Annotated in this window: 20 protein-coding genes; 10 read left to right on the top strand and 10 right to left on the bottom strand. The window is 67.9% G+C overall.

The window, feature by feature from the left end:
• Nucleotides 1-139 precede the first annotated feature (139 nt).
• Complete coding sequence (locus BES08_RS16060) at nucleotides 140-694, bottom strand: rhodanese-like domain-containing protein (protein WP_069708903.1); 555 nt, start codon at nucleotides 692-694, stop codon at nucleotides 140-142.
• A gap of 58 nt (nucleotides 695-752) precedes the next feature.
• On the opposite strand from BES08_RS16060, the gene BES08_RS16055 reads away from it, so the two are divergent.
• Together BES08_RS16055 and BES08_RS16050 are read left to right on the top strand one after the other, a co-directional pair.
• The gene (locus BES08_RS16055; protein WP_069708902.1) at nucleotides 753-1,541 is read left to right on the top strand and encodes a quinoprotein dehydrogenase-associated SoxYZ-like carrier; all 789 of its coding nucleotides are present in this window, start codon (nucleotides 753-755) and stop codon (nucleotides 1,539-1,541) included.
• Nucleotides 1,538-2,476, top strand: a complete 939-nt coding sequence (locus BES08_RS16050; RefSeq protein WP_069708901.1) for a quinoprotein relay system zinc metallohydrolase 1 — start codon at nucleotides 1,538-1,540, stop codon at nucleotides 2,474-2,476. Before BES08_RS16055 ends, BES08_RS16050 begins: the two co-directional genes overlap by 4 nt.
• Before the next feature lie 170 nt (nucleotides 2,477-2,646).
• Here the strand turns inward: BES08_RS16050 and BES08_RS16045 are convergent, their stop codons facing one another.
• From BES08_RS16045 to BES08_RS16030, 4 genes are all read right to left on the bottom strand, one after another.
• A complete protein-coding gene (locus BES08_RS16045; protein WP_231958056.1) occupies nucleotides 2,647-4,890 on the bottom strand; it encodes a TonB-dependent receptor in 2,244 nt (747 codons plus the stop codon).
• Between the two features lie 64 nt (nucleotides 4,891-4,954).
• Nucleotides 4,955-5,452, bottom strand: a complete 498-nt coding sequence (locus tag BES08_RS16040; protein ID WP_069708899.1) for a cytochrome b — start codon at nucleotides 5,450-5,452, stop codon at nucleotides 4,955-4,957.
• A gap of 127 nt (nucleotides 5,453-5,579) precedes the next feature.
• Complete coding sequence (locus BES08_RS16035; protein ID WP_156799882.1) at nucleotides 5,580-6,980, bottom strand: porin family protein; 1,401 nt, start codon at nucleotides 6,978-6,980, stop codon at nucleotides 5,580-5,582.
• Nucleotides 6,981-7,218: 238 nt separating this feature from the next.
• Nucleotides 7,219-8,208: a PQQ-dependent catabolism-associated beta-propeller protein gene (locus BES08_RS16030; RefSeq protein ID WP_083274708.1), complete on the bottom strand. Its 990-nt coding sequence runs from the start codon at nucleotides 8,206-8,208 to the stop codon at nucleotides 7,219-7,221.
• 155 nt (nucleotides 8,209-8,363) lie between these two features.
• On the opposite strand from BES08_RS16030, the gene pedF reads away from it, so the two are divergent.
• The 5 genes from pedF (at nucleotide 8,364) to BES08_RS16005 (ending at nucleotide 12,958) form a co-directional block, all read left to right on the top strand.
• Nucleotides 8,364-8,807, top strand: a complete 444-nt coding sequence (pedF, locus tag BES08_RS16025; protein ID WP_069708898.1) for a cytochrome c-550 PedF — start codon at nucleotides 8,364-8,366, stop codon at nucleotides 8,805-8,807.
• A 3-nt stretch (nucleotides 8,808-8,810) separates the two neighbouring features.
• A complete protein-coding gene (locus BES08_RS16020) occupies nucleotides 8,811-9,674 on the top strand; it encodes a substrate-binding periplasmic protein (RefSeq protein ID WP_069708897.1) in 864 nt (287 codons plus the stop codon).
• 319 nt (nucleotides 9,675-9,993) lie between these two features.
• Entirely contained in the window at nucleotides 9,994-11,739 is a 1,746-nt protein-coding gene (locus tag BES08_RS16015) for a methanol/ethanol family PQQ-dependent dehydrogenase (RefSeq protein ID WP_036525939.1), read from the top strand.
• Between the two features lie 61 nt (nucleotides 11,740-11,800).
• Nucleotides 11,801-12,481: a response regulator transcription factor gene (locus BES08_RS16010; protein WP_008830497.1), complete on the top strand. Its 681-nt coding sequence runs from the start codon at nucleotides 11,801-11,803 to the stop codon at nucleotides 12,479-12,481.
• 45 nt (nucleotides 12,482-12,526) lie between these two features.
• A complete protein-coding gene (locus BES08_RS16005; protein ID WP_069708896.1) occupies nucleotides 12,527-12,958 on the top strand; it encodes an acyl-CoA thioesterase in 432 nt (143 codons plus the stop codon).
• Between the two features lie 171 nt (nucleotides 12,959-13,129).
• Here BES08_RS16005 and BES08_RS16000 read toward each other — a convergent pair whose 3' ends face one another.
• From BES08_RS16000 to adh, 4 genes are all read right to left on the bottom strand, one after another.
• The gene (locus BES08_RS16000) at nucleotides 13,130-15,334 is read right to left on the bottom strand and encodes a PAS-domain containing protein (protein ID WP_069708895.1); all 2,205 of its coding nucleotides are present in this window, start codon (nucleotides 15,332-15,334) and stop codon (nucleotides 13,130-13,132) included.
• 77 nt (nucleotides 15,335-15,411) lie between these two features.
• Nucleotides 15,412-16,587 (bottom strand): FIST N-terminal domain-containing protein, encoded by a 1,176-nt coding sequence (locus tag BES08_RS15995; RefSeq protein WP_069708894.1) that lies wholly within the window; start codon nucleotides 16,585-16,587, stop codon nucleotides 15,412-15,414.
• Between the two features lie 63 nt (nucleotides 16,588-16,650).
• Nucleotides 16,651-17,076 (bottom strand): DUF779 domain-containing protein, encoded by a 426-nt coding sequence (locus BES08_RS15990; RefSeq protein WP_069708893.1) that lies wholly within the window; start codon nucleotides 17,074-17,076, stop codon nucleotides 16,651-16,653.
• Nucleotides 17,077-17,185: 109 nt separating this feature from the next.
• Nucleotides 17,186-18,706: an aldehyde dehydrogenase gene (adh, locus tag BES08_RS15985; protein ID WP_069708892.1), complete on the bottom strand. Its 1,521-nt coding sequence runs from the start codon at nucleotides 18,704-18,706 to the stop codon at nucleotides 17,186-17,188.
• Nucleotides 18,707-18,947: 241 nt separating this feature from the next.
• Here adh and BES08_RS15980 point away from each other — a divergent pair, with 241 nt between their 5' ends.
• Genes BES08_RS15980 through BES08_RS15970 form a run of 3 tightly spaced genes read left to right on the top strand, consistent with a single transcriptional unit; the run spans nucleotide 18,948 to nucleotide 20,827 of the window.
• The gene (locus BES08_RS15980; RefSeq protein WP_008831014.1) at nucleotides 18,948-20,435 is read left to right on the top strand and encodes a helicase HerA domain-containing protein; all 1,488 of its coding nucleotides are present in this window, start codon (nucleotides 18,948-18,950) and stop codon (nucleotides 20,433-20,435) included.
• 12 nt (nucleotides 20,436-20,447) lie between these two features.
• Complete coding sequence (locus tag BES08_RS15975; RefSeq protein ID WP_008831013.1) at nucleotides 20,448-20,624, top strand: DUF4169 family protein; 177 nt, start codon at nucleotides 20,448-20,450, stop codon at nucleotides 20,622-20,624.
• Complete coding sequence (locus tag BES08_RS15970; protein WP_008831012.1) at nucleotides 20,624-20,827, top strand: hypothetical protein; 204 nt, start codon at nucleotides 20,624-20,626, stop codon at nucleotides 20,825-20,827. The genes BES08_RS15975 and BES08_RS15970 overlap by 1 nt, the downstream gene beginning before the upstream one ends.
• Before the next feature lie 130 nt (nucleotides 20,828-20,957).
• Here BES08_RS15970 and BES08_RS15965 read toward each other — a convergent pair whose 3' ends face one another.
• Entirely contained in the window at nucleotides 20,958-21,437 is a 480-nt protein-coding gene (locus BES08_RS15965) for a hypothetical protein (protein ID WP_008831011.1), read from the bottom strand.
• Nucleotides 21,438-21,547 lie beyond the last annotated feature (110 nt).

Raw genomic sequence — 21,547 nt, 5'->3', positions numbered from 1 at the left:
GCCCGTCCGCCGCGACCCAGCGGCGGGCGGGTTTTTCTTACCCCCCGTTCGCCGTTGCGAGCGCAGCGAAGCAATCCAGGGCCGCATAAACCGCCGTGGATTGCTTCGCTGCGCTCGCAATGACGATGGTGGGTGACGATCAGCTCGGAGCCACCACCACCGGCTCCGCCCGCACCAGTGCGCGGCCTGCGGCGTGCCAGCCCTCGATCCCCTCGGCGAGCCAGTAGACGTGGCGCACGCCGCCTTTCGCCAGACGCCGTGCGGCGTTCCAGCCCATCCAGCAATCGGTGCGGCAGAACAGCACGACCGGCAGACGCGGCCTTCCCCGGCGCGCCTCGGCGACCGCCTGCTCCAGCCCGCGCCAGAGCACCGGATCGACCGGACTGCGCCCCGTCTCCGGGTGCCAGAGCGCGCCGGGCACCGTCTCGTGCGGCTGGCTGAGGCGCCATTGGCCGGTCGCGGGGTCACGGTGGCCGGACTCGACCGGAAGCACGTCGATGAACAGGGCTTCGTCCAGCCCGAGCGCGTCCTCCAACGCGATCCGGCGGGCGGGCGCAGGCAGCCGGTCCACCGGCGCGCGGTAGCGGGCGGTGCGGAAGCCATCGGCGTCGAAATCGTCGGCAGCGCGCGCGACCGGGACGCAAACGGCCGCCAGAATCAGCCCTATCGCCAGCCTTCGTCCGATGCGTTCCATGGCTCCTCCCAAGGTCCAATATGACGCGAGCGAGGCCCGGCCTACATTGGCCCTTGGTATGATCCGCAAGAAGATCCTGCTGGCCCTCATCGCCACCCTCGCCGCGCCGGTCCCGGCCGCTTTCGCGCTGCCTGCGGACCCGCTGAAATCGCCGATGTGGGAGTATCACGCCGAGCGTCTGTTCGGCGACGCCACGGTGCGCTTCGACTCTGCCGTGAAGGTCGAAATCCCCGAGATCGCCGAGAACCAGCGCGTCTTTCCCGTCACCGTCGATGCGCGCGCCCTTCCCGACGTGAAGCGCATCCTGATCTTCGCCGACCTCAACCCGATTCCCGTCGCGGTGGACTATGCCCCCCGCGCCGCCGCGCCGTTTCTGGCGACGCGGATCAAGCTCGACCAGCGCACCCCGGTGCGCGCGGCAGTGCTCACGACGGACGGGGTGTGGCACGTCTCGGGGAACTGGATCGATGCGGCGGGCGGCGGCTGCTCGGCCCCGCCGGTCAGCCGGGTCAAGGGCGACTGGGCCAATCACCTCGGCGAAATGCACGGCGCGGCATGGGCACTCAGCGGCACTCAAACGCGCCTCAGGGTGACGTTACGGCACCCGATGGACACCGGCCTCGTCGAGAACATCGCCGCCTACAACATCGAGCGGGTGACCGTGACCTCCTCGGCCGGAACCCCGCTCGCCGACCTGCAGGTCTTCGGAGCGGTGGCCGAAGACCCGGCCTTCACCTTCATCGTCGACGATGCGAAGGGGCCGCTCTCGATCGCCGCGCGCGATAGTTCGGGGCTGGAATTCGACGGCACGGTCACCCCGCGCAGCGCGGCGCTGGCCGCCAGGTGAACCTCACCCGCCGCAGCCTGATCGGCGCCGCGCTGGCGCTGCCCGTCGCCGCCCGCGCCGAGACCTTCGCCGGGGCCTATGCTCCCAAGGCCGAGCCCGTCGCCGAGGGCGTGTGGATGGTGCGCGGCGCCGATGCGCCGATCCTGTTCGACAACGGCGGCATGATCGCCAACAGCGCCATCATCGCCACCGACGCGGGCGCGGTGCTGTTCGATCCGGGCGTCTCGCTGGAGCATGGCAAGGCGCTTGGCGCGCTGGCGCAGGCGGTGACGGGCAAGGCGGTGGGGCGGGTCTACGTCAGCCATCTGCACCCCGATCATGCGCTGGGGGCGGCGGCCTTCGATCCCGCCATCGTCCACGCCCTGCCCGCCACCCGCGCCGATCTGGAGCGCGACGGCGAGGGGTTCTCCGATGCCATGTACCGCCTGCTGTCGGACTGGATGAAGGGCACCCATGTCGTCCTGCCGCTCGGCGACGTGGCGGAGGGGGAGGCCCTGTTCGGCGGGCGCAGGTTCCGGCTCTTCGCGATGCAGGGGCATTCGGCGGGCGATCTCGCGCTGCTCGACGAGGCGACGGGGACGCTGCTGGCGGGCGACCTCGTGTTCCACGACCGCGCGCCCTCGACCCCGCATGCGGATCTGGTGAAGTGGCGGGCGGCGCTCGATCGGCTGACGGCGGTGCAGCATGGGCTGCTGTTGCCGGGGCACGGGCCGCTGGACCGGGACGGCGGCGCGATCGCGCAGACGCGGGATTGGCTGGACTGGCTGGAGGCCACGCTGACGCAGGCGGTGGCCGACGGGCTCGACATGACCGAGGCGGGGGAACTGCCGATCCCCGAGCGGTTCGCCGGGCTGAAGGCGGCGCGCTACGAATTGCAGCGCAGCGTCTCGCATCTCTATCCGGGGCTTGAGGCGCGGTTGCTGCCGAGGTTGTAGGCTCAGTCTCGGGCTCGGGCCCACCCCGCTGCGACTAGGGCCTGCGGCCAAGTCTCGCTGCCCCTCCCGCAAGCGGGAGGGGGTGAAGCGCGTCAGCCCTCCCGCGTGCGGGAGGGCTGGGAGGCTTGGCAGCTTGCTGCCTAGCCGGACGCGGTGGGCCAAAGCCGCCCTCAAAACCGCGCCCGAACCGACACCGTCAGCCTGCGCGGCGCACCCGGAGCATAGGCGCGCGGATTGTCCGCACCGGGCGCCTCGGCCAGTTCGATCTCGTCGATCTCGGAGAACGTGCCCATCGTGACGTAGTGCCGGTCGAACATGTTGCGCAGTTCCGCCGCCAGCTCGATCCCCGGCGCGACTTCCACCCGGCCCATCATGTCGAACACCGCGTAGGCCGGGGTCTTCGCATTGTCGTTGCCCTCATCGCCCACCAGCACCTGCCCGGAGCGCGCGCGCATCGCCAAGCCCAGTTCCCAGCCTCTGCCTGCCCGGCCTGCGTAGAGGTTCACCGAATGGCGCGGCACGCCCGGCAGGCGATCCCCGCGCTGGACTTCGACCAGACCATCCTCGTCCGCCTCGGGGTTGGACGGGCTCGACACCGCGAAGTCCTGCCGGAACTTCGCATCGGTGAAGGCATAGCTGCCCGACAACCGCCAGCCGCCCTGTCGCCAGTCGGCCGAGGCCTCGATCCCCTGCCGCCGCGATTCGCCGAGGTTGGCGAAATAGGCCCGTCCGCGCACTTCCGAGGCGATCATGCGAATGTCGTTCTTCGTGTCCGACCGCCAGCCGTTCACCCGCCATGTCAGCGCTGCCCCAAAAGCATTGGCGCCGCCCGACAGCCCGGCATGCCAGTTGCGCGCGGTCATCGCCTTCAGCGGCGGATCGGCGATGAAGAAATTCGCCAGCGTGCAGGGCGATTCCGGATCGGCGCAGGACAGCTCCGCAGGCGTCGGATTGCGGCTGGTTAGCGCGAAGCCCGCCGTCGCATGCACATCCGCGCCCACCGCATAATCAAACTCGATCGAGGGATTGAGGCGGCTGAACCGGTGGCTGCCGTCGAGCGCATCGCCCAGCCGGTCGTCCAGTTTCACCGTGTTGCGCGACCAGCGCCCCCCGGCCTCGACCGTCAGCGCGGGGGTCAGCGGAACTTCGGCGCTGGCGAAAAGCGCCAGGTCGCTCATGCGGGTGACGACGTCGACCGGGGTGATGCCGCCCTCCTCCGAGGTCAGCAGCAGGCCGAGGCCCTCGACCGAGCGGTCCTCCTCCAGTTCGCCCAGTTCGGTGGTAGCGGTGAAGCGGGTGCGCGCGCGTTCCCACGAAGCGCCCACGGCGAAGCGGCGGGTGCCGTTCTCGGTCTCGCGCTCGTCGAGCCATTGCAGCATGGCACCGCCGCTGCGGGTCCGCTCGCGGCCTCGGTTGAACACGGCGTAGTCGTCCACCGCCGGGTCGTTCACCACGCGGGCGCCGTTCGCCAGCAAGGGTTCCTCGAACTCGTCGTCATCGCCGAGGCAGAGGTAGCCCGCATCGTCCTCGCAGGCGCCGAAGTCGGCGAGGTCGCCGTTGGCGCTCTTGCGGGTGAGGGTCTGCCAATGGGTGCGCAGTTCGATGCGCCCGGTCTCGCCTGCCGCGATCCACGGTGCGGCGACCAGCCGCGCGAAGCGGGTGTGGGTGACGTCGGGCGTGGTGAATACCGCGTTCCACTTGGCGGCGAGCAGTTCGACCGGGGCGACGCCGTTGCCGGTGAGATCGGTGTCGGCGGCGAGGCCCTGCACCTCGATCCCCCATGTTCCGGCATCGTGGACGCCCTTGGCGAACACGCGTTTCAGCGTCGAGGGCGAGGCGACGCGCCAGCCGTCGTCATGCCGCGCCTCGGCGACGACGAGGAGGTTGTCGGCCTTGTCGCCCAGCCCCAGCGAGGCGCTGCCGCCCAGGCTGCCGACCGTGTCCACGTCCGCCTGCAGGCGCAGGCCGGAGAGGCTGACGCCATCATGCGTGGTCAGCAGCAGCGAGCCCGCCAGCGTATTGCGGCCCAGCACCGGGTTGGCATCGTTGAGCTGCGCGTTCGCCAGCGCCATCTCGGGCACCACGTCGAGCAGCACCACGTCGCCGAACGGCTGGTTGAAGCGCACCCCGTCGAGGTAGACCGCCATCCCCTGCTCCGCGCCCTGCAGCGCCGAGGCGGAGAACCCGCGCCAGGTGATCGCTGCCTGCCAGGGGTTGCCGGTCGATTCGGCCAGCGTCAAGCCCGGCACGGTACGCTCCAGCGCGCGGCCGAGATCGCGCTTGCCCGCGATGTCGAGCGCCTGCGGGTCGATCTCACGCGCTTCGTCGAGGTCGATCGCGCCGCCCGGCGCGGTGACGACGATGGGCGCTTCCTCGGCGCATACGGGTGACACCGAGGCGAGCAGCCCGGCCATGACAAGACTTGTCTTTCGCATCCCTCGTGGCGCCTTTGCGGCGCCCTCCCCCTTCGAATGGCGCCTAGAGCATCCGGCGCAGCACGCCGTCCTTCAGCATGAAATGATGGCGCAGCGCCGCCGCGATATGGCCGAGCACCAGCACCAGCAGCACCCAGCCGCCGATCTCGTGGAACTCGTGCCCCGCGCCGTAGATCGCGCTGCCCTTTACGACCGCGAGCTTGGGCCACTCGAACACCCCGAACCACGACAGCGGGTACTTGCCCGCCGACGCGATGATCCAGCCCGACAGCGGCATCGCGATCATGAACAGGTAGAGCACCCCATGCACCGCATGGGCGAGGCCGACTTCCGCGCGGCTCATCGAGGCCGGGTACGGCGGCGCCTTCCACGCCATGCGCCAGCCGAGCCGCGCCAGCGAGAGCACCAGCACCGTCAGCCCGATCGCCTTGTGGACGGGTATCGCGAAGTGCAGCAGCCCGCTGGCGAGGTTGCCGATGATGAGCAATGCGATGATCCAGTGCAGCGTGCGCGCGCCGGCGTTGTACTTCATGGTGTTCATGGGTCTGACCTCCCGTGCGGCCCCGCTTCGGGCGGGCGTTCCGGAGGTAACTTACGATATTCCATCATGGCTGCGACTCCGGTGATGGTGGCGCGTCGCCCCGGTGCATGCCGGGACGACGCAAGGATCAGAAGAACAGGATGCCGCCCAGCGCGAGGGCGTCGCTCGACGCCGCGTTGCCGGAATGCGCCTTGGCCTTCGAATGGGTGTACTCGCCGATCAGCGTGACCCAGCTGGTCAGGCTGTAGCGGACCTGCCCGACCCAGCTCGAATTGGTGTCGACGAGGTTCGGGCTGGCCAGCGCGTCGGCGGCGTTGGCATAATGCAGCGAACTTTCGCCGTAGCTGCCGCCCACCGCGAACTTGCCGAAGCTGGCGAGCGCCTGAAGGTAGAAGCCGTCGCTCTTGCGGGCGTTGCCGAAGCCGTCGGTGTCGTGCAGGCCCAGTACCGTCGTGCCGAGGCCCTTGGCGGTGTAGTAGTAGCCCACCGCCGTGATCGGACCCGCCGTCAGCTTGCCACCGAAGTCCAGGCCCTGCCCGGTGTAGCTCTGGCCGGTGATCTCGTTGTGGCGCTGCGTCACGCCGCCTGCCCAGGCGCGAAGGCCGATGCCGCCGAGCGTCGCGTCATAGGTGATCTTGCCCTGGAAGCCGGGCTGCGAGTTCTCCTGCGCCGGGCCGGTCAGCGAGGACAGCGGCTGGAACACGCCCACCGATGCCTGCACGCCGCCGAAGCTGGGCGAGGTATAGGTGATCTGCGGCTGGAAGTCGGTGTAGATATAGCCCACGCCGATGCGGCCGAGCGTCGTGTTGCCCGGCGCCACGTTGCCCCCCGGCGTACCGGATGAAAGCAGCGTGATGTCGTTGAGGATCGCCTCCGACCCGAACAGGCCGATGTCGCGGCCGATCTTGAAAGTGCCGACGGTGGGCTTGCCGAAGGTCAGGTAGGTCTGGCGGAAATCGATGCCCGCCGTCGCCAGCGCGGTCGGCTGGCCGCCGTTGTTGGCGCCCAGCGCCCCCCATGCGGCCGAGTTGATGCCCGGATACATGCCGAAGAAGGCGCCGATGTCCCAGCCCTCCTGCTTCGTGCTCACCTCGACCTTGAGGAAGCCCGGCAGCAGACCGTTGCGCACCGCGCTGGAATTGCGCGTGCCGACGCTGGCGACGCCGCCGGTGACGGCGGTGGTGGCCGATGCACTCGCCGGGTTGTCGTGGACGTAGAAGCCGTTGACCGAGCCCGAGAACTTGATCGTCGCCGGGCCGACTTCGAGGCCGATGCCGCTCTCGGTACGCTTGACGTAGAGGCCGGGGTCACCGGCGGGCGCGGCTGCGGCGGGTGCCGAGGCCGGAGTTGGAGCGGAAGCTTCGGCCTGCTCCTGCGCGAGCAGCTCGGTGTAGTCCTCGTCGCTGAGAATGCCCTTTTCGTGCAGGCGCTTCAGAAGCGCCTCGCTGCTGCCTGCGTAGGCGGGTGCTATAGCCAGGGCGAGTACGCCCAGCGCGGCACCGCCGCGTAAAATGATCCGCGAAATCATGGATCCGTCCCCCGTTGGAAGTTGTCGTCTATTCCTGCGACTGAGGCGGACCATGCGGCCGGGGCGGGCGGCGCGAAATTGGACTTTGGGCAGTGGTACTTTGGGAGGATGGCGTTTGACCGAGGGGGCTTCGACAAGCTCAGCCTGAGCGGAAATGGGGAATGAGAGCGGGGCCGGGGATTGGAAATTAACCCAAACCCCGCTCGTCCTGAGCTTGTCGAAGGACCACAGCGCTACCTCAGCGCCCCAGTGCCACGCCCCACGGCCCCTCGCCCGCCGGGATCGTCGCAGTGACCTTCATCGCCGCAAGGTCCACCAGCGAGAGGTCGTCACTCGCCCCGTTGGCGACCAGCGCGCTACCCCCGCCGGGCAGGATCGCGAGGTGCCACGGCCGCGCGCCGACCTTGACGTAGCCGCGCACCTCCCCGCTCGCCACGTCCACCAGCGCCACGCTGTCCGCCCGGCCGAGCGCCACCACCGCCGTCTTCCCGTCCGCCGTGAAGCGGATGCCGCAGGGCATGACCTTGTAATCCGGCGCGCCCGGCGGGGCGAAGCGGATGGTCTTCACGACCTCCTTGCTCGCGACATCGGCAACCTGCACCACCCCGCCCACTTCCGCCGCGATCCAGACCTGTTTGCCATCGGGCGTGAATTCGACATGGCGGGGCCGCGCCTCGGTCTCGGTCTCCCCGGTGACGGTGTGGGTGGCGAGGTCGATCCAGGCGACCGAATTGTCCTCCTCGCTGGTGACCAGAAGCCATTCGCCGTCCGGGCTTTCGGCGACGCCTTCGGGCTCCTTGCCCACCGTCACCTGCCAGGCGACCTTGCGCGCGGAGAGATCGATCGCGGTCACCGCGCCGTCGTCCTCATTGGCGGCGTAAAGCAGCTTGCCATCGTGCGAGGCGAAGAACTGCTCCGGGTCCGCGCCCGAAGGCAATGTCGCCACCAGCGCGCCGGTGGCGGGGTCGCGCACTTCCACCGCATTGTCGGCGCTGGCACAGACGAGCACGTACTTGCCGTCGCGCGTCATGGTGATCCCGCGCGGGCGCTTGCCCACCGGCCACTGCGCCACGGCCTTTCCGCTCGCCAGATCGACGACGGTGACGGTCGAGGACCGCTCGTTGCTGACATAGGCGCGCGTGACGGCGCCATCGGCATCCTGCGCATGGGACGGGGCCGCATAAAGGGCGCAAAGCGCCAGCGCGAAAGTCTTCAGGCTTCTCTCCATGCCCGGAAACCTACGCCTTCCCGTGCGCACGGCAATGCGACCTTGGTCTTGTACCATTGGCCAACTGGTCACCCGCCCGGACCCAAGGTTATCCGAAAGCAACATTCGGGAAGAGAAGCCAAGCGCAACCCGAAGTCGCAGAGGACACCTGATCCATGACCATTCGCATCGGCCGCGCGGTCCTGACCGTCGCCGCCGCCATCACCTCGCTTTCGATCGGCACCAATCTCTACGCGCACGGCGACGTCGTGCCGCAACCGGTGGACACCTCTGCCCTGCCCGATATCGAAGGCGGCAACGACGTGTGGAAGACCGAGAACCCCTACACCGGCAATGCCAAGGCGATCGCCATCGGCCAGTCCGCCTACGGCCAGAACTGCGCGCGCTGCCATGGCCTTGAAGCCATTTCCGGCGGCATCGCGCCTGACTTGCGCTACCTCGAACTGGGTGCCTCGGGCGACGAATGGTTCGTCGAGCGCTTCCGCCACGGCTCGGCGCATGACGGCAAGGTCTACATGCCGCCCTTCGGCGACGTGCTGGGCCAGAAGGCCGGCTGGGCGATCCGCGCCTGGCTGGAATCCAAGCACACGGACGAATAAGCGGTGGACCGCCGGTCCCTTCTCAGGGGTCTCGGGGCTGTAGGGGCGCTTGCGTCCCTGCGGCCCGCGTCGCTTCTCGCCGCGCCGCTGGAGAAGGTGAAGGCGCTGGGCGCGCTGCGCGTCGGCCTCTACACCGACAACCGCCCGTGGTCGTGGGAGGATGGCGGCAAGCCGGCCGGCATCGACGTCGATCTCGCCCATGCCCTTGCCGAGAAGCTGGGCGTGCGCGCCGACATCGCGCTGTTCACGGCGGACGAGGATCTGTCCGACGACTTGCGCAACGTCATCTGGCGCGGCGGGCTGCTCGGCTTCCAGCCCTGCGACGTGATGCTGCACGTCCCCTTCGACCGCCAGCTGATGGCGCGCGAGGACAACGTCACCTTCCTCGCCCCCTACTACCGCGAGAGCTTCGGTGCCGCCTGCGGTGAGGCAGCGGACTGCGAGGCGATGCCGGTGCGCTGGAAGGGCAAACGGATCGCGGCGGAACTCGACTCGATCCCCGACTTCTACTTGCTCGGCCATGCGGGCGGGGCCTTGTCGAAGGACGTGATCCATGTCCCCACCGGCTACGAGGCGGTCATGGCCGTCGGCAAGGGCGAGGCCGACGCCGCCGTCGCCAGCACCGCACAGATCGAGGCCGCCCTGCACGACGCGCCCGATGCGGGCATCGCGCGCCGCAAGGGTTTTCTGCCCGCGATGCTCTCGCCCGGCTGGGACATCGGCATCGCGGTGAAGGAAAACAGCCGCAACCTGGGCTTCGCCATCGAGGAACAGTTCGCCGCGATGGCGAAGGACGGCCGCATGAAGGCGATCTTCGCGCGGTACGGCGTCGAGTGGAAACCCGCGCTGGCCTCGCAGACCGCGTAAAGCTCCGGAGGGGGACGGGGGTGCCGACTGCGACCGGCGCCCCCCGAACCGGATTGATCCATGCGTTGTGCGCGCGGCCGGGGCTTCGACAAGCTCAGCCTGAGCGGGGTGGAGAGGTTTACACGACCTCCGCTCACCCTGAGCTTGTCGAAGGGTTAGGTGCAGCCTGTCGAAGCCCCATCGCACAAGGCCCCATCCTCCCAAGGTGCAATTTTGCCGCCCCTCTTACAGTCCTAGGCTGCATGCCGACGATCGGGGTTCGGGGGCATTTTCCCGAGACACGCACCCCCGGCCGAATACCCAAAAACGGAGGGACAGGATGAAGCGGCGTTTCACACATATACTCGCAGCCCTGACGGCAGCCAGCAGCCTCGCGGCAGTACCGCTCTCGGCCGCCGATGGCCCGACCAGCGCCGATCTGCTCAAGGACGCCGACACCCCCGGCGACGTGCTGACGTATGGCATGGGGCCCTGGCAGCAGCGCTTCAGCTCGCTCGACCAGATCAACACCGGCAACGTCGCCAAGCTGCTCCCGGTCTACGCCTCCTCGCTCGGCGGCGAGAAGCAGCGCGGGCAGGAGGCGCAGCCGCTGGTCTATGACGGCACCATCTACGTCACCGGATCGTACTCGCGCCTGTTCGCCTTCGATGCGCGCACCGGCGAGAAGAAGTGGGAATACAATGCCCGCCTGCCCGATGCGATCATGCCGTGCTGCGACGTGGTCAACCGCGGCGCCGCCATCCATGGCGACAAGATCATCTTCGCCACCCTCGACGCGCATCTGGTGGCGCTTAACCGCAATACCGGCAAGGTGGTGTGGAACAAGAAGACCGGCGACTATCAGGCGGGCTATTCGGCCACTGCCGCGCCGCTGATCGTCGGCGACAAGGTCATCACCGGCAACTCGGGCGGTGAATTCGGCGTCGTCGGCGCGGTTCAGGCGCGCAACGTCGATACCGGCGAGCTGATCTGGGAACGCCCGGTGATCGAGGGCCACATCGGCACCCTCAACGGCCAGCCCAACGGCATGACCGGCAAGCTCAATGCCACCTGGCAGGGCGACTTGTGGAAGACCGGCGGCGGCGCGACCTGGCTGGGCGGCACGTACGATCCGGGCACCAACCTCGTCTACTTCGGCACCGGCAACCCGGCGCCGTGGAACAGCCACCTGCGCCCCGGCGACAACCTCTACACCTCCTCGACGCTCGCCATCGATGCCGACACCGGCGTCATCAAGTGGCACTACCAGACCACGCCGCACGACGGCTGGGACTTCGACGGCGTGAACGAGTTCATCCCCTTCGACGCCACCATCAAGGGCAAGGCGATGAAGCTGGGCGCGAAGGCCGACCGCAACGGCTACTTCTACGTGCTCGACCGGACGACCGGCAAGTTCATCTCCGCCAACCGCTTCGTAATGCAGACCACCTGGGCCGACGGCATCAACCCCAAGACCGGCCGCCCCAACGTGATCGACGCGGGCCGTCCGGGCGCGCCCAGCGGCACCGAAAAGGGCAAGCCGGTGTTCTCCAGCCCGTCGTTCCTAGGCGGCAAGAACTGGATGCCGATGGCGTACTCGAAGGACACCGAACTGTTCTACGTCCCCTCGAACGACTGGGGCATGGACATCTGGAACGAACCGATCGCCTACAAGAAGGGCGCGGCGTACCTCGGCGCGGGCTTCACCATCAAGCCGATCGCCGAGGACCACATCGGCGTGCTGCGTGCGATGGACCCCAAGACCGGCAAGATCGTGTGGGAGTACAAGAACAAGGCCCCGCTGTGGGGCGGCGTGCTGACCACCCACGGCAACCTCGTCTTCACCGGCACGCCTGAAGGCTATCTCAAGGCGTTCGACGCCAAGACGGGCCAAGAGCTGTGGAAGTTCCAGACCGGCTCAGGCGTAGTCGGCTCGCCCATCACCTGGGAGCAGGACGGCGAGCAGTACGTCGGCGTCATGTCCGGCTGGGGCGGCGCGGTGCCGCTGTGGGGCGGCGAAGTGGCCAAGACCTTTAAGGAAATCAGCCAGGGCGGCATGCTCTGGGTGTTCAAGATCCCCAAGTAACGCAACCCTGAAATGGCGCGCCGGTTACCGCTGGCGCGCCATCCCTCCCCGGGATAAAGACATGGAAACACTCGCCGTCACGGAAAACAACATGGGCGAATATGGGGCACCCGACCGCGTTCTGATCGTCGACGACCACTCGCTGGTCCGCGACGGGCTACGCTCGATCTTCGACGATGCCTTCCCCGACTGCACGATCCTCGAAGCGGACAGCCTCGAAGCGGCGCTCAGGGTGCTGGACGAAGCGGGCGACGTCGATCTCGTCCTGCTCGACCTCAACATCCCCGACGTCTCGCACCTTTCCGGCCTGCAGGCGGTGCGGGACAAGTTCCCCGCCACGCCGGTGGTGATGGTCTCGGGCGTGACCGACCGCAACGTGGTGCGCGACGCGCTGGCGGCGGGCGCGGCGGGCTTCGTGCCCAAGTCGCTGAAGCGCGCGGCGATCGTCGATGCGCTGCAGCAGGTGCTCTCGGGCGAGATCTACATGCCCGACCTGCCCGGAGACGAAAGCGCGGCCGCCGAGGAAGACCTGATCCGCGCCCGGATCGACACCCTCACCCCGCAGCAGCGCGTGGTGCTGGGGCATCTGGTGGCCGGAAGGCTCAACAAGCAGATCGCCTATGAACTCGACGTCTCGATGACGACGGTGAAGGCGCATGTCTCGGCGATCCTGCAGAAGATGAACGTGTTCAGCCGCACGCAGGCGGTGATCATGGCGGGCAAGATCGGCTTTCGCGGGTAAGGAAGCGCTGGCGCTCCGCCGCCGGCGTTCCTAACACTGCCGCCTATGAGCCGAGACCCCTTGCGCCCGCGCGCCGCCTACCGTGCTTTCGTCCCCCTGACGACGCGGTGGCATGACAACGACGTCTACGGCCACGTGAACAACGTGGTCTATTATTCGTACTTCGACACGGCCGTAAACACATGGCTGATCGAGGCGGGCCTGCTCGATATCGAGACCGGCGACCCGATCGGCGTCGTGGTGGAGACCGGCTGCCGCTATGCCGCCTCGGTGCATTTCCCGCAAAAGCTGGAAGTCGGCATGACGGTCGCGAAGCTGGGCACCAGCAGCGTGTCTTATCACCTCGGCCTGTTCGTCGAGGGCTCGGAGGAACCGGCCGCCGAAGGGCATTTCACGCACGTCTATGTCGGACGCGAAAGCCGCCGCCCGGTAGCCTTGCCCGATAACTGGCGCGAGAAGCTGGCTATGCTAGCCTGATCAAGCAGGGCCTTCGACAAGCTCAGGCTGAGCGGATTCGGATCGTCATTGCGAGCGCAGCGAAGCAATCCAGAGCGGGCCAAGACTGCCCTGGATTGCTTCGCTGTGCTCGCAATGACGAAGGAAAGCGCTTTGGATCCGCTCAGCCTGAGCTTGTCGAAGGCCCCACAGTCACAGCACGTCCATCTGCCGCAGCAGCGCCCGCAGCTGCGCCGGCTTCACCGGCTTGTTCAGCAAGGGCAGCGCCAGTTCGGCCAGTTGCGCCTTGGTTTCCGGCCCGCGATCTGCGGTGATGACCATCGCCGGGACCGCCCGCCTGGCCTTCTCGCGCAGCATAGCCACCGCGCGGTCACCGGTCAGCCGGTCATCGAGGTGGTAGTCCACGATCAGCATCGCCGGTCCCTGCTCCAGCGCAGCCAGTGCGGCCGCGTCGGATGGATCGTTGGCGGTCACCACGTCCAGCCCCCAGTTCTCCAGCAGTGCTTCCATGCCCGCAAGGATGCCCGGATCGTTGTCGATCACCAGAACCAGCCCGCCTGCCCCGGCGCGCGGAGCGGCGGGCATCGCGCCCGGCTCATCCAGCGAGGCAACCGGGTCCACGCGCGGCAGGCGGATCGAGAAGGCCGCGCCCGCCCCCGGCGCAGTGTCGAGTTCGATCCCGTGGCCCAGCATCGTCGTGACGCGGCGCACGATGGCGAGGCCGAGGCCCTTGCCGGGTATCTTCTGCGTCTTGCCGACGCGGCGGAATTCCTCGAAAATCTCGTCGCGATCGACGTCGGCGATGCCCGGCCCGGTATCGCGCACGGTGACGACGACGTCCGCGCCCTGCTCCACCACCTCCACCGTCACGCTGCCCTGCTCGGTATAGCGGATCGCGTTGGACACGAAGTTCTGCAGCACCCGGCGCAGCAGGCGCGCATCGGAGCGCACCCACAGCGCGGTATGGGGCACCGTGAACGCCAGCCCGCCCGCGCTCGCCAGCGGCGCGAACTCCACGCGCAAGGCCGAGAGGATCGCCCCAAGCGAGAGGTCCGCGAACTCGGGCTGGATCGCCCCCGCATCGAGGCGCGAAATCTCGAACAGCGCTTCGAGCAAATCCTCGACCGAATCGAGCGCGGTGGATGCCTGATGCACCAGCGAGCGCGGCCGTTCGGCCATGGCCTGACCGTCCATCGCCGAAACGAACAGCCGCGCCGCATTCAGCGGCTGCAGCAGGTCATGGCTGGCCGCCGCGATGAAACTGGTCTTGGAGCGGTTCGCCGTCTCCGCCTCGTTCTTCGCCTCGACGAGCTGGCGGTTCACCTCGACCAGTTCGGCGGTGCGCTCGGTGACGCGGCGCTCCAGCGTTTCGGCAGTCTCGGTCAGCGAGCGTTCGAACTGGATATGATCGGTCACATCATCGAACGTGAAGACCATGCCGCCGTTCTTGAGCGATACCGAACGGACGGTGAAATAGCGCCCGCGCATCGTGCAGTTGGCGACGACCCGCGCGCCGCCGCCCTCGCGCCAGTCGAGCGCTTCCACCCGGTCCAGCCCGCATTCGCCGGTGCACCAACCCGACAGCGCCTCATGCGTGTCGATGGCGGGACCGTCCTCGGCCAGCGCCAGCACCGTGAGCATGCCCTCGTTCCACGCCTGAAGCTGGCGCTGGGCGTCGAAAAGGCAGACGCCTTCGGAGAGCGTATCCAGCGTCGCCTGCAGCGCCAGGTTGCGTTCGGCCAGTTCGCGGGCACGCTGGCGGGCATCCTCGGCCTTGACGGTGGTGATGTCGGTATAGATGCCGACGGTGCCGCCTTCGGTCGTGCGCAGCTCGTTGATCTGGATCCAGCGGCCGTCGGCCAGCGCCTGCACGTGCGCGCCCTGCGCCCGCTGATGCTGCGCCATGCGGTCCTTGAGCCAGCGCTCGGGCGCCATGCGCGAGCCCATGGTGGCGCCGGTCTGCGCGAGGCGGCTGGCGAGTTCGGCGAATTCGGGCGCATCGCCCTGCACGCCTTCGAAATTGGGAAAGATCTTCAGGTAAGCGCGGTTGCACAGGACCATACGGTCTTCCGCATCGAACAGCGCGAAGCCGTCCGACAGCGATTCAATGGCATCGCGCAGCATCACGCGGGCGGCGGTGGCATCGCCATGAGCGGCGGCGAGCTGCGCATTGACCGTGTTGAGCCGCTCCAGCGCCACCTCCAGCGCGCCGGTGCGGTCGCGCACCATGGCGTCGAGCGAGATCGCCGTCTCGAACATCGAGAACGCCCCGCCCTGCATGTCGGTGGAGCGCTCCACCCGGTCCATCAGCGCGGCGTTGATCTTCTCCAGCTGCGCGATGCGGGCGCGCAGGCGGGCGGTTTCGGTGTCGCGGGCTTCGGGGTCAGTCAGGGCCATGATCGTCTCCCGACCTCACACCCACTTCGTCATTGCGAGCGCAGCGAAGCAATGACGAGGGAGGGGGCAAGGCATCGTCATGGCCGTGCCGGTTCATCCACCGCCCGCCCGATCGCCAGCCCGCTGAAGGTCTGGTTCATGTGCGCGGCCAGGAACTGCTCGCCGTACGTGCTGAACCCCAGCACGTTGTTCTCGACATAGATGTCGGAAACTTCGCGAAGGATCTGCCGGTCCTCGGCATCCAGCCGGTTGAGCACGCAGTCGAAGCCGATGATATGGTCGATCTCCCCCACCTTGCGCGAGACCGACTGGAACAGCTCGCGCATCCAGGTCAGCCGGTCCACCGGCTCGCCGATGGTAAGGACGACGCCGGTGTCGATCGCGCAGTAGAAGGTCAGCGAACCGTCGGGGTTCGCGCTCTGCACCGAGCGGACGTGGAACTGGCCGCCGGTGCGCACCATCGGCGGATGGGCGGCGAAGAAGTGGACGTCGAGTTCCTCGCCCGGAGAGCCGGAAAGCCGCAAGTATTCCTCGGCGGCGGGGGCGGCGTTGATCTCGTAGACGGTGCGGGTTTCCGGGTCCGCCTCGGTGATGACCATCTTGGCCGGGCCGGGGCGGTAGTGGTTGGCGCAGAAGACGTGCATCGGGCGGCGGCTGGTCAGCACCGCGATCACCGCGGCGTCGGAATGGAAGCGTCCTTCGTGCAGCACCGCCGTCTCGCGGAACGAGAGGCCGTCGCCGCTGGAGCCGCCGATCAGCTGGACGTCGCCCAGCGCGTGCTGCGCGGTCATCGTCAGCAGTTCCTCGCGGTGCGACAGGCCGTCCACGAAGAACAGCGCCACCTGATGCAGATCCTCCGCCGCGCCGTGGTCCAGCCGCGCCCCCGCGACGAGCTGGCGGATAGCGCCCTGCGCGGTCACAGGGTCGAAGTTGTCGAGATCCTCGAACCGCAGCGAAGCCATCGAAAAGCCGGCAGCGGGAAAGCCGATCAGCAGCAGGCTGTCGGTGTCGTAACCCCGGCTGGTGAGTTCGCCCGCGCTGGTGCAGCCGATCAGCGGCACCCCCGGCAGCCTTGCGGTGAGCACGCGCGCCAGTTCCTCGCGCGGGTAGCGGTGCGAGCAGAACAGCAGCGCGCCTGCCAGTTCCACGCCGCCAATGGCCTCGACCAGTTCCGCGACGGCATCAGCCGGGTCCTGCGCGTGCGAGGCACAGGCCACCAGCGGGCGGTCACCGTCGTGAATCTGTGCTGCCATTCGCATGTCCCTCTCCTTCCGGCCGCCCTCTTCGGTGCGGTCCGTGACCCAAGCGCGAAAATTCTAGGCCGAACCGCTCCCGTCGCCAAGCGCATTCACGGCATCGCCCCGCAGTGGATCACCTGCCGCTTCGAGCGCGGCGTTCTCCTCATCGCTGAAGATGCGGCTGCGCACGATGAAGCGTACGCCCTCGGGCGCCTCCAGGCTCATGCCCGAACCGCGTCCGGGCACTACATCGATGGTGACCTGGGTATGGCGCCAGTACTCGAACTGCGCCGCGCCGATCCAGACACGGGTGTTGCCGATGAGCGAGCCGAGCAGCACGTCCTGCGCGCCGACGCGGAACTCGCCCTCGGTGAAGCACATCGGCGCGGAGCCGTCGCAGCACCCGCCCGACTGGTGGAACATCAGCGGGCCGTGGATAGCGCGCAGCCGCTCGATCCATTCCTCCGCCGCCGGAGTGGCGAGGATGCGGGCCGGGAGGCTCATGACGCCGAAAAGCGGCGGATGGCGTGGGGGCCATCCGCCGTTTCGAGGTATCCGGCGCCGTTATGGTGGCGGGACGCCGGGTTGAGAGCTCTTGGCGAACCCGCCACGATCAGAAGAAGCCGAGCTTCTTCGGGCTGTAGCTGACGAGCAGGTTCTTGGTCTGCTGGTAGTGATCGAGCATCATCTTGTGGTTCTCACGACCGATGCCGGACTGCTTGTAGCCGCCGAACGCCGCGTGGGCGGGGTAGGCGTGGTAGCAGTTGGTCCACACGCGGCCCGCCTGAATGCCCCGGCCAATGCGATAGGCGCGGGTTCCGTCGCGCGTCCACACCCCGGCGCCGAGGCCGTAGAGCGTGTCGTTGGCAATCTCCAGCGCCTCCTCGTCGGTCGAGAACTTGGTGACGGCAAGCACCGGGCCGAAGATCTCTTCCTGGAACACGCGCATCTTGTTGTGGCCTTCCAGCACGGTCGGCTGCACGTAGTAGCCCTGCGCCAGCTCGCCGTCATGCGAGGCGCGCTCACCGCCGGTCAGCACCTTGGCGCCTTCGTCCTTGCCGATCTGGATGTAGCTGAGAATCTTCTCCAGCTGGTCGTTCGATGCCTGCGCGCCGATCATTGTCGCGGCGTCCAGCGGGCTGCCCAGCTTGATCGCCTCGACCCGCGCGATCGCCTTCTCGATGAAGGCATCATAGATCGATTCGTGGACCAGCGCACGGCTCGGGCAGGTGCAGACCTCGCCCTGGTTGAGCGCGAACATGGTGAAGCCTTCGAGCGCCTTGTCGAGGAAGTCGTCGTCGTGGTCCATCACGTCGGCGAAGAAGATGTTCGGGCTCTTGCCGCCCAGCTCCAGCGTGCAGGGGATCAGGTTTTCCGACGCATACTGCATGATCAGGCGGCCGGTCGTCGTCTCGCCGGTGAAGGCGATCTTGGCGATGCGCTTGTTCTGCGCCAGCGGCTTGCCCGCCTCGATGCCGAAGCCGTTCACGATGTTGAGCACGCCCGGCGGCAGCAGATCGGCGACGATCTCGGCCAGCACCAGGATCGACATCGGCGTCTGCTCGGCGGGCTTGAGCACCACGCAGTTGCCCGCTGCCAGCGCCGGGGCCAGCTTCCACGCGGCCATCAGGATCGGGAAGTTCCACGGGATGATCTGGCCGACGACGCCCAGCGGTTCATGGAAGTGATAGGCGATGGTGTCGTGGTCGATCTCGGCGATCGAGCCTTCCTGCGCGCGCAGGCACGAGGCGAAGTAGCGGAAGTGGTCGATCGCCAGCGGGATGTCGGCGGCGGTCGTCTCGCGGATGGGCTTGCCGTTGTCGATCGTCTCGGCCAGCGCCAGCTTGTCGAGGTTGGCTTCGAGGCGGTCGGCGACCTTGAGCAAGGTGTTCGCGCGCTCGGTGGGCGAGGCCTTGCCCCAGGCGTCCTTGGCGGCGTGCGCGGCGTCGAGCGCCAGTTCGATGTCCTCGGCCGTCCCGCGCGCCACCTGGCACACGACCTGCCCGGTCACCGGCGAGATATTGTCGAAGTACTGCCCCTTGACCGGGGCCACCCACTTGCCGCCGATGAAGTTGTCGAACTTCTCGCGGATGAGCGACTCGCCCGCGAATTTGCCAATCGCCTGTTCCAGCATCCCAAATCTCCGAACCTGACCCCCGTGGGGTTTCGACAGGCAATGTGAGCCGATGGGCGCGGCAGGCCAATTGTACCTTGGGACGATGCCCTTCGACAGGCTCAGCCTGAGCGGGATTTAAAGACCGGCTCTTAAAACCGCTCAGGCTGAGCCTGTCGAAGCCCCCTCGCGCAAGACGCAACCTCTGGATAACCCCCCGTCCCGCTTGCACCCCGCCCCCCGCTTTGGCACTAGCCCGGACGTGAGCGCGAACATCGTCATCGGCACCGCCCAGCGCGGGGAGCCGGTAGAGATCGACATCAAGGAACTCTTGGCGACCCGCCTGCTGGTGCAGGGCAATTCCGGGTCCGGCAAGTCGCACCTGCTGCGCCGCATCCTCGAGGAGAGCGCCGGGATCGTTCAGCAGGTCGTGATCGACCCCGAGGGCGACTTCGTCAGCCTTGCCGAGCAGTTCGGCCACGTCGTCATCGACGGCTCCGCCTATGGCGAGGCTGAGATCGCCCGCCTCGGCGCGCGCATCCGCCAGCACCGCGCCTCGGTTGTCCTCGCGCTCGACGAGCTGGAGATCGACCAGCAGATGAAGTGCGCCGCGCAGTTCCTCAACGCCCTGTTCGATGCCCCGCGCGAGCAGTGGTATCCCGCGCTCGTGGTGGTGGACGAGGCGCAGATGTTCGCCCCCGCCGCCGCCGGTGAAGTCTCGGAAGAGGCCCGCCGCGTCAGCCTCGCGGCGATGACCAACCTCATGTGCCGCGGCCGCAAGCGCGGTCTGGCGGGCGTGATCGCCACCCAGCGCCTTGCCAAGCTGGCCAAGAACGTCGCGGCCGAGGCCAGCAACTTCCTGATGGGCCGCACCTTCCTCGACATCGACATGATCCGCGCCGCCGACCTGCTCGGCATGGAGCGGCGGCAGGCCGAGACGATCCGCGACCTCGCGCGCGGGCAGTTCCTTGGTCTAGGCCCCGCGATCGCGCGGCGGCCGGTGTCGGTCAGCGTCGGCACGGTGCAGACCGGCGCCAAATCGGTGACGCCGGGGCTCGCCCCGCTGCCCACCGCGACCACCGAGGAACTGCGCGAGCTGCTGCACGACAATCTCCACGTCGAGCCGGATCGCCCCGAATTCCACCGCCCCGCCCCGCGTGTGGACGATGCCGAGACGCTGGCCCGCCGCATCGCCGCGACCGAACTGCTCGAACCCACCACCGCGCAGGCGCGCGAACGCGAGCGTGAAAGGGAGCGCAACGAGCCCGGCGCCGAGGAAACCCGCGCGGCGATGATCGAGATCATGAACGTGATGGCCGAGGAGCCGGACTGCACGTTCCAGTCCGCGACCACGCTGTTCCAGGACTTCACCATCCGCTGCCGGATGAAGGGCATCTCGGTGCGCGGCCTCGACGCGACGATGTTCCGCCGGGGCTTCGCCGCCGCGCTCGCAGGGATCGAGAACCCCGACGACGCGCGCTGGGAAGACCTCATCAACTTGTCGAAGCACGTGCCCGACGATGCGCTGGCGACGTTCTATGTGATCGCCCGCGCCGCGATCGACGGCAAGCCGTGCCCGGACGACATGGACCTCGCGCGGATCTACGGCACCAGTTCGCCCCGCCGCGTGCAGCGTCTGCTCGACTATCTGGAGAAGGACGGCCTGATCGTGGTGCGCACCGATTTCTCGGGCAAGCGCTCGGTCGGCCTGCCGGATCTCGGCGTGACAACCGCGCCGGTCGAGGCGTAAGGTCGGGCCATCATGGCCGAGATCATCAACCTGCGCATGGCCCGCAAGGCCAAAACCCGCGCCGCCGACAAGGCCGAGGCGGCGGCAAACCGCGCCCAGCATGGTCGCACCAAGGCCGAGAAATCCGCCTCGCAGGCTGAGATCGCACGGATCGATCGCACCCTCGACGGGGCCAAACGGGAAGACTGATGCGCACCACGTATGACGACGCCAGCGTGCGCCTCTACCATCTCGACGGCGGGGCCGAGGGCGGCGCGGCGAACACGCTGTTCTACGGCCCGCTGTCCGAGGCCATGCGCATAGCCTCGCTACAGAGCGAGGACGTGCAGGACGGCCTGTTCCTCGCCACCGACAACGATGTGGTGGCTTACGTGGACCTGCTGGAAAGCTGAATTCGGCTGCGGGGACTTCGACCCTTCGACAAGCTCAGGGTGAGCGGGGTTGGAGTAGGCCTCCCAATGGCAGGAGTAGTGCAAACCTCTCAATTCCGCTCAGGCTGAGCCTGTCGAAGCCCCCTCGATATCAGAACTTCGCCTGCACGCCCGCCGCGACATAGTGATCGCCGACGTTCACCTTGCCCGAGAGGAACGGCGCCAATGGCATCGCGGCGGTGCCGTAGGCGCGCAGGTCGTTACCGATGAAACGCGCACCGAGACCAAGAGTGAACGACATCGGCAGCGTATAAGTCGCCTCCACCTTGCCGAAGATCTTGGTGCCCGAATTATCGCAATGACCGTCGCCGACCTGCTCGTCGTTGGAGCGGCGGAAGCACTGCGAGTTGTCCTCGTAGTACCCGTCATGGTCGCGCTTGTGGAAGAACGCGCCGACGGCCGGGGTGATCGCGAAACCACCGTCCTGGATCACCGGCACGCCGACGGCGAGTTCGCCGCCCCAGCTGCCTTCGGAGCGGGCGACATTGGCCTCGGCGGTGACGGTCGCCGCATTGGCGGAACTTGCGGCAAAAGCGCAGATGCCCGCGAGGGCGATCAGGCGGATCTTCATGGGCGGGGGACTCCCTGTATCCTTGGAAACAATGCCAATCGGCTAGATTCCACGCATCTTGCGGACAAGAGGCCCGGATTCGCCCTGCCCCGTTAAGGACTCGACCCGTC

It is taken from the genome of Novosphingobium resinovorum, from assembly GCF_001742225.1.
GTDB classification, from domain to species: Bacteria; Pseudomonadota; Alphaproteobacteria; order Sphingomonadales; family Sphingomonadaceae; genus Novosphingobium; species Novosphingobium resinovorum_A.
The sequence above is the reverse complement of the archived record's forward strand: the minus strand, read 5'-3'. Positions and strand labels throughout refer to the sequence as shown.